The organism is Nonomuraea longicatena, assembly GCF_039525605.1.
Classification (GTDB): Bacteria; Actinomycetota; Actinomycetes; order Streptosporangiales; family Streptosporangiaceae; genus Nonomuraea; species Nonomuraea longicatena.
Genome location: NZ_BAAAHQ010000067.1, coordinates 1 through 5,287, shown reverse-complemented (window position 1 = coordinate 5,287; position 5,287 = coordinate 1). Strand labels below are relative to the sequence as shown.

General features: G+C 64.7%; 2 protein-coding genes. One reads left to right on the top strand and one right to left on the bottom strand.

Features of this window, described 5'->3' with window-relative positions:
- Positions 1 to 304: 304 nt before the first annotated feature.
- A complete protein-coding gene (locus tag ABD120_RS38955) occupies positions 305 to 1,654 on the bottom strand; it encodes an esterase/lipase family protein (RefSeq protein ID WP_343955434.1) in 1,350 nt (449 codons plus the stop codon).
- Between the two features lie 88 nt (positions 1,655 to 1,742).
- Between ABD120_RS38955 and ABD120_RS38950 the strand changes: the two genes are divergently transcribed.
- On the top strand, positions 1,743 to 5,287 hold a 3,545-nt coding region (locus tag ABD120_RS38950; RefSeq protein WP_343955432.1), incomplete at its 3' end, for a WD40 repeat domain-containing protein.

Sequence of the window (5,287 nt, the reverse complement as noted above, 5' to 3'; positions counted from 1 at the left end):
CCCGATCTCTGATCGCCTACGACCACTGACCCAACTTAGGACTTACTCATCTAGCCGCACCAGAAAGCGCAGATGGAACCTCTGTAGTCGGCGGGCGCAGGCGTCCACAAGGAGCGACTGGACTTTGGCATCGCAGGATTCGCGTCGCATCAGCGGCCAATGACACGCAGCGCGGACCAAGAGTGTGTGGCCGGTCACCACGAAATCGGCCGCCAGAGATGAAGGTCTTCACTTCTCCGCGAATCACACACCCGGGTCATTCGTCCTACAGCCTGGTGACGGCGCCGGGTGCCGTACGACAGATCTACATCGGGTCCACCGCCATGACGATGTCGCTCACAGGCTCGACCGGTATCCGACCAGGGGCGCTTACAGTGACGCGCCACGCACCGGGCTTCGGCAAGATCAGGTCCGTGGCGTAGCGGCCATCCCCCAGATTCCGCAGCAGCAATCCACGCACAATTTCTCCCGTCTCATCGTGGGCAGCGCTGACGATGAGCGCAAGGCGGTTGTCCACCGCCTCGACCTCGATTGGCACGGCCTCGCCCATGGGGACAAGTTCGGGTAGATCGAGGCCGAGACCCAGTTCCCGGCCCTGGTACTTGCGGATCGGCTGCGACGTGAGAATCGCATGAAGAGCGTCGAACAGGTGCTTGGCGCCGGCGAGGACGGAATGACGGTCGCCGGAGTAGCGGACGTCTGTGTCGGAGGTCGCCTCAGGGAGAGCCGTAGCGAATCGGGGCACGGTGCCGTCGCCTCTGACGGCTTCACCGTTCCAGGTATGTAGCGGAACTACTTGTGCGGAGGTGAGCTGAAGGCTAAGCACGGTTTTGTGCCTGTGACCGCCAAACAGATAAGTCTCGTGCAGGCTGGGGCCGTTTTTCTGGGCCGCCAAGGCGATATCGTGGTGGAACGTCGCTCCCTCACGAATACGCGAGGTGTCGATGGGGACGCCGGATCCAAGGAGGTGGCGGAGCTCGCCGGTACCGTCGTCGACGCAACGGTAGGTGGGCAACAGCTCGTACACCGAAGGAAAGGTCCGAACGACCTCGTCCAAGTCGTCTAGGACCCGGCCGAAACGTCCGACTCTGGCCCGCGCCCCGGGAGCGAGGCCCAGACATAGGGCCGCGGCGGCCTTGGCAGCACCCTGGTGGGGCGTTCCAATGGTGATCAGTCGGCGTGCGAAGGCTCGACCACCAAGGACCTCCAGGTAGTAGCGGGCTATCAGGCCTCCCATTGAGTGACATATGTACGTCACCTTGGCGGTAGGCACATGTTCCCGAAGACGGGTCAGTTCCCGTTCCACGGTGACGCCAAGTCTGCGCGCATTAACCGCACACGACAGACGCCAGTCGTAGGGGAAGGCGATCAGGTTGCCACGACTGACGTCGAACTGCCGGCGAAGGTAGTTCAAGAGCGGGCCATAACCATCGATACCCCACAAGCCGGGCACGATGTGCAGCCCGTTGATCAAGCCGACCGGTCGCACGTCGTCGCCATCATCGAGGCTAAGCGCAGAGACCAACCTACGAGGCGGCAACACGTGGCGCATCGCCGCAAGGGAGTGGTCCCAGATCGGTTTCCCGCCGCGCTCCAGGACGCTGCCGAGGATACCTGGGATGACGACGATCAAGTCGTCAATACGATCCGGCATCGGTTGCCCCCATCGCGGATGCGGTATGTTCACCGCACGCCATCATGGCAGCAACGAGTTCGTCAAGTAACCGTCGAGGAGTCCGGCAGTGAGCGAGGTCCCCACTGGCCGTGGCTCGTTCATCGTCGTCGGCATGGTCTCCTATGACCACCACGACAACCTGGAACACGTCCGGCATTTGGTGCCGACACTGTGTGAAACATTGTCAGCTGGAGGGTTCAATCACGAACTGCCCAGCTTGGCTTACGGCGGCACCCACGCGCGAGTATTGGAACTACTTGGCAACGGGCCCGAGGAGTCCGACGCACTGGTCGTCTACTGGGCGGGACATGGAGTGCGTCGGCCCGCAGGAGAGTTCCTTCTGGTACAGGATTCTCCTGAAGAGGAATCGCGGATCAACGCATCTAACGCGATCAGCGCGAATGCGCTTGTGACCCTGCTCGTCACTTGGCATTTCCGCTATGCAGTCATCGTTCTTGACACCTGTTACTCGGGCGCTTCTGCCCAGGAGGTGACGCAGGCCGTAGGTAAGGCGCTGGTTGAACTCACCACTCCCGAGGGCCGACCTGCCGTATCAGTCATCTCCTCCTGCGGACCATACGAGCAGACCCAGGATGGCCACTTCATCGAGCGGTTTGTCGATGTGCTGCGCGGAGGTGGCACTGGTCACGCCTGGGCGCCAGGCAACGAACGGGTAAAACCCGAGGAGGTGTTGGAAGCTGTCGTGATGGGCCAGACGACGGAGCCAACAGCTCATTTCTGGACCGACGGTCTCCAACATCGCGTCTTCCTCAATCCCCGTGCGGTCCCAGGTCTGCCCACTGCCGACGCACACACGCAGATTCAGCGGCAGCGTCGCATCCTCGACCTCGGGCTAAAGGATCATTTTCGGGAGGCCGCACGTGGGGTAGAGGTCGACGAGACCGGGTGGTTCTTCTTTGGCCGCACCCTGCTACTCGCCGAACTGGTTTTCTGGCTCAGGGAAGGACCACCCGGCCTACGGGTCGTCACTGGATCACCCGGGGCAGGGAAATCGGCGGTGCTCGGGCGAATCGCGACCCTGTCCGATCCTGCATACCGGCGGATCGCTGAGGCCGAGGGTGCACTAGCGGATGCCGAAGCGGACACGATTCCATCTGTGGGTCTGATCGACGTCGCCATCCACGCCAAGAACAAGTCGCTGGCTCAGTGCCAGGACGTGCTAGCCGCCGGGCTGGGCATCGCCACTCCTGCTGGAGGCTGGCGGGCGGGCAAGGAACTGATGGAGTCGGTGCAACGGCTGGGCCGCCGGGTACGAGTGATCGTCGATGCGCTCGACGAAGCGCGGCCGGACTCCGTCCTCGCCATCGTGACCGACCTGATCCGACCTCTCACCGCGCTGCCCGAAGCCCAAGTCGTGGTCGGGACCCGTGCACACATCGCGGGGAAGGAACCCGCTGGCGGAATGGTTGGACAAGGGCCGCTCCTCGAGCTGCTGGACCCAGGCCAGGAGAACGTGCACATCCTGGACAGCGATCCGGGGACCGAGGCGGCAATCGCTGCCTATGTCAAGCGGCGCCTTACAACGCCGACTTCTCCTTACAGCACGGATGCTCAGGGGGCCGAGACCGTGGCACACGCGGTGGCCAAGGCCAGCGGGCAGGTTTTCCTGTTCGCCAGGATTGTCGCCCATGCGCTCGCCGCACGGGCGACCCGGCTCGATCTCGGCTCGGCCGAGGCGGTCGACTACCTTCATGGACAGGTTCAAGACGTCTTCGCCCGAGACCTCGCACGGTTCGGACCTGACGAAATACGAGTGCGGGAACTCCTTACTCCCCTGGCTTGGGCGGAGGGCGCTGGGTTCCCAAGGCAGTTGTGGGCATTGGCGGCCACGGCGCTGGCGACTCCCGGAACGACCTATGGGGTCGAAGATGTCGACTGGCTTCTTGACCATGCCGGCTACCACGTGAGCCAGTCCAGCGAGGACGGACAGGCCGTCTACCGGCTCTACCATCAGGCGTTCGCCGACTACTTCAAGAGGCGCTCCATGAATGAGCGCGAGATCCAACAGGCGATCACCGATGCCCTTCTCCGCAGCGTCGCCCCGTCGGCCGAGCAATCCGGGGAGGGGCCGCCCCGCCGGGATTGGGCCGATGCCGACCCCTATGTGCTACGCCATCTGGCTGCGCACGCCGCTCCCGCCGAGCGCCTCGGAGAGGTGAGCGGGGAACCGGGCTATCTCGCGTACGCTGACTCCGAGCGACTCATCGAAGTGCTGGGTGCTGTCAACTCATGCCGGCATGCGCAGACCCAAGTCTACTGGCGGGCCGCCCATAACCTCGCCATGGCCAGTCCCGACGAACGAGCGGGGATCCTACGACTCACAGCCCTGGCGTATGCCCCCCATATCGCCAGCGTCTTCCCGCCAACACATCGGTTGGTGCTACGGCCCCGCTGGGCACATGTGATGCCGTCCGTTTTCCACAGAACTCTCACAGGGCACAATGATGCGGTAAACGCGATCTCCTTCGGCACCCTGCCCGACGGCACCCCTCTACTCGCCACCGGTAGCCACGACGGCACCGTCCGCCTATGGGACCCCACAACCGGCCTCACGTCCGGTAGCTTGACCGGCCACACCAGCACAATCTCCGCCGTCGCCTTCGGCACCCTGCCCGACGGCACCCCTCTACTCGCCACCGGTAGCCACGACGGCCAGGTGCGGCTGTGGGACCCGGCCACTGGCCAGCAACTCACCACCCCGACCGGCCACAACAACAAGGTCTCCGCCGTCGCCTTCGGCACCCTGCCCGACGGCACCCCTCTACTCGCCACCGGCAGCCACGACGGCACCGTCCGCCTATGGGACCCCACAACCGGCCTCACGTCCGGTAGCTTGACCGGCCACACCAGCACAATCTCCGCCGTCGCCTTCGGCACCCTGCCCGACGGCACCCCTCTACTCGCCACCGGTAGCCACGACGGCACCGTCCGCCTGTGGAACCCGGCCACCGGCGCACACCACACCACTCTCACTGGTAGCGCCAGCCCGGTGCACGCGATCGCCTTCGGCACCCTGCCCGACGGCACCCCCCTACTCGCCACCGGCAGCCACGACGGCACCGTCCGCCTGTGGAACTCGGCCACCGACACACACCACACCACGATGACTGGCCACACCGGCCCAGTATCCGCACTCGCCTTCACCATCGTCCCCGACGGCACCTCGATGCTGGCAACTGGTAGCCACGACCATACGGTGCGACTGTGGGACTCCACCAGCGTCACCAGCGCAGACGGTCCGCCCGACCATACAAGCGGGGTCTCTGCAGTAGTGTTTGGCACCCTGGAAGACGGCGTCTCAATACTAGCCACGAACAGCCAAGACGGCGGCGCGGTCCGGCTGTGGGACCCGGTTACCGGGCGCTGTCACACCACTCTGACTGGCCACACCAGCCTGGTGTATGCGATTGCCTTCGCGACACTCCCCGACGGCACCCCGCTGCTGGCCACCGGCAGCCGCGATGGCCGGGTGCGCCTGTGGAACCCCACCACCGGGCACCGCCGCACCACTCTGACCGGCAACACAAGCCCGGTATACGCGATTGCCTTCGCGACACTCCCCGACGGCACCCCGCTGCTGGCCACCGGCAG

Bases quoted from the DNA above. Each gene is read 5' to 3' on its own strand.
- ABD120_RS38955 (WP_343955434.1), bottom strand. From the start codon at position 1,654: ATGCCGGATCGTATTGACGACTTGATCGTCGTCATCCCAGGTATCCTC.